Source organism: Nocardioides sp. NPDC057772, from assembly GCF_042798075.1.
In the GTDB taxonomy this organism is placed as follows: Bacteria; Actinomycetota; Actinomycetes; order Propionibacteriales; family Nocardioidaceae; genus Nocardioides.
Genome location: NZ_JBHVKN010000346.1, coordinates 1 through 2,693 on the forward strand (window position 1 = coordinate 1; position 2,693 = coordinate 2,693).

Sequence of the window (2,693 nt, forward strand, 5' to 3'; positions counted from 1 at the left end):
CGATCCCTTCGCGTTGCGACCCTGCTCGTTCCTCGCAGGGCCGCAGGCTCAGGCCTCGTCCTCAGCCGCGACGTTCTTGATGCGGTTGGGGTCGACCTGGACACCGGGGCCCATGGTGGTCGAGAGGGTGACCTTCTTCAGGTAGCGGCCCTTGGAGGAGGACGGCTTCAGACGAAGCACCTCCTCGAGAGCAGCGGCGTAGTTCTCAGCGAGCTGAGCCTCGGAGAAGGAGGCCTTGCCGATGATGAAGTGAAGGTTGGCGTGACGGTCGACCCGGAAGTCGATCTTGCCGCCCTTGATGTCGGAGACGGCCTTGGCCGGGTCCGGGGTGACGGTGCCGGTCTTCGGGTTCGGCATGAGGCCACGGGGGCCGAGCACGCGGCCGAGGCGGCCGACCTTGCCCATCATGTCGGGGGTCGCGACGACGGCGTCGAAGTCGAGCCAGCCACCGGAGACCTTCTCGATGAGGTCGTCGCCACCGACGACGTCGGCGCCGGCCTCGCGAGCGGCCTCGGCCTTGTCCGGAGCAGCGGCGAAGACGATGACGCGCATCGTCTTACCGGTGCCGTGGGGCAGGCTGACGGTGCCGCGCACCATCTGGTCGGCCTTGCGGGGGTCGACGCCGAGACGCATGACGACGTCAACGGTCTCGTCGAACTTCTTCTTGCTGGAAGACTTGGCGATCTTGATCGCGGCCAGCGGGGCGTACAGCTCGTTCTTGTCGAACGTCTCCGACGCCGCGCGGTAGGTCTTGCTGCGCTGCATGGTGATTCCTTCGGTAGTTAAGAGGAGATGTGGTTAGCGAGCCAGCGCGGCTCTCCCACGTATCAGTCGGTGGTGACGCCCATGGAGCGGGCGGTGCCCTCGACGATCTTCATCGCGGCGTCGATGTCCTCCGCGTTGAGGTCGGGCAGCTTGGTGGTCGCGATCTCGCGCACCTGGTCCTTGGTCAGCTTGCCGACCTTGTCCTTGTGCGGGACGGACGAGCCCTTCTTCAGGCCGGCGGCCTTCTTGATCAGCTCAGCGGCCGGCGGGGTCTTCGTGATGAAGGTGAACGAGCGGTCCTCGTAGATGGTGATCTCGACGGGGACGACGTTGCCGCGCATGGACTCGGTCTGGGCGTTGTACGCCTTGCAGAACTCCATGATGTTCACGCCGTGCGGACCGAGCGCGGTACCGACCGGCGGGGCCGGGGTCGCGGAGCCGGCCTGCAGCTGCACCTTGACGAGCGCTGCGATCTTCTTCTTCGGAGGCATTCTTGAGATCTCTTCCTTCTCGTGGTCATGACGAAGCCGTTCGTACGTTTCGGCCTCTGCCACCTGCTGTGTTGCTCTCGCAACCGGTCAATTGTCGGTGATCGAGGTCGGTTCCACGAAATCAGCGGCAGGCCCGGGCACAGCGCAGGTCCGGGTTCACTGACCGGACCCCTCTTCATGACGTCCGCCACACGGCCCTGACATACTCCCCCGGGGATTTACAAAGGGAGCTCAGTTGTTCAATCGACGTCGTCTGTCCATGTTCGCCGCACTCGTGCCGCTGTCCGTGCTCTCGGCCGCCTGGACCGCTGCCACCACCGGCGCCGGGTTCGACCCCGTCGAACCGGTGACGCTGCCCGGGGGCGAGCCCATGGCGACCTCGGAGATCGAGCAGCCCGCGAGCGTCACCGAGCCGGCTCCTGCCCAGGGCGCCCGCCAGGGCGCCCGGACCGGCACGATCGCGGTCGCCCTGGCCAAGGGACGCGACATCCCGATGCCCGCTCTGGCCGCGTACCAGCGTGCGGCGGCCGTGGTGACCACCGCCGACCGGGCCTGCGCCCTCGACTGGACGCTGCTCGCCGCCGTCGGCATGGTCGAGTCCGACCACGGCCGCCTGAAGAGCAGCCGGCTCGCCTCCTCCGGGAAGGCGACACCGCCGATCTACGGTCCCGCGCTGACCACTCCCGCGGGCGACCCCTCCCCCGACACCGACGGAGGCTCCGTCGACAAGCTCTCCAGCGGCGACCGCGCCGTCGGGCCGATGCAGTTCATCCCCACGACCTGGCCGTTGGTCGCCGTCGACGGGGACGGTGACGGGGTACGCGACCCCCAGGACATCGACGACGCCGCCCTCGCCGCCGCGGTCTACCTCTGCTCGGGCGACGAGGACGTCTCCACCGACCGCGGGAAGCACGCCGCGCTCAGTCGCTACAACCAGAGCCAGGCGTACGTCACCACCGTCCTGAAGATCGCCAAGGGCTATGCCGACAGCCCCTACGGCGGTGACGACGTCGAGCTCACCGCCGCTGCCCCGGCCCATGCCGAGCCCAGCCGGTCCGGCCACGGACCGAACGCGGGGAAGAAGATCGACAGGAAGCCGGCGAAGAAGAAGCCCGCCACGACCGCGCCGAAGCCGACCGCCGGAGCCAAGCCCACCGCCAAGCCGAGCTCCACCCCGTCTCCGACCCCGACCCCCAGCCCGACCCCCTCCGACGACGGCAGCTGGGCCTCGATCTCCGAGCGGCGCGCCATCTGCGCCGCCGAGCTCTCCTCCCGCTTCCCCGACCTCGCCGACGGCTGGGACACCAACCGTGCCGTCGACGCCTGCAGCATCCGGCTGGTCGGCAAGACCGTCACCGAGGCCAGGGCCGCCGTGCCCGGAGTCGTCACGGACATCACCGGGTATGTCGAGTGGCTGATCAAGACGCTGCCGTAGGA

Annotated in this window: 3 protein-coding genes; 1 reads left to right on the forward strand and 2 read right to left on the reverse strand. The window is 68.5% G+C overall.

All coding sequences use genetic code 11. From position 1 onward, the window contains the following. Positions 1-48 precede the first annotated feature (48 nt). Positions 49-765, reverse strand: coding sequence for a 50S ribosomal protein L1 (gene rplA, locus ACFVJS_RS27430; protein ID WP_378886711.1), 717 nt, complete (start codon positions 763-765; stop codon positions 49-51). A 62-nt stretch (positions 766-827) separates the two neighbouring features. After that, entirely contained in the window at positions 828-1,256 is a 429-nt protein-coding gene (gene rplK, locus ACFVJS_RS27435) for a 50S ribosomal protein L11 (RefSeq protein ID WP_160025595.1), read from the reverse strand. 259 nt (positions 1,257-1,515) lie between these two features. On the opposite strand from rplK, the gene ACFVJS_RS27440 reads away from it, so the two are divergent. Continuing rightward, entirely contained in the window at positions 1,516-2,691 is a 1,176-nt protein-coding gene (locus ACFVJS_RS27440) for a lytic transglycosylase domain-containing protein (protein ID WP_378886712.1), read from the forward strand. The last annotated feature ends 2 nt before the right edge of the window (positions 2,692-2,693 follow it).

Coding starts and splice junctions, on each gene's coding strand:
- rplA (WP_378886711.1), bottom strand. CDS start 765: ATGCAGCGCAGCAAGACCTACCGCGCGGCGTCGGAGACGTTCGACAAG.
- rplK (WP_160025595.1), bottom strand. CDS start 1,256: ATGCCTCCGAAGAAGAAGATCGCAGCGCTCGTCAAGGTGCAGCTGCAG.
- ACFVJS_RS27440 (WP_378886712.1), top strand. CDS start 1,516: ATGTTCGCCGCACTCGTGCCGCTGTCCGTGCTCTCGGCCGCCTGGACC.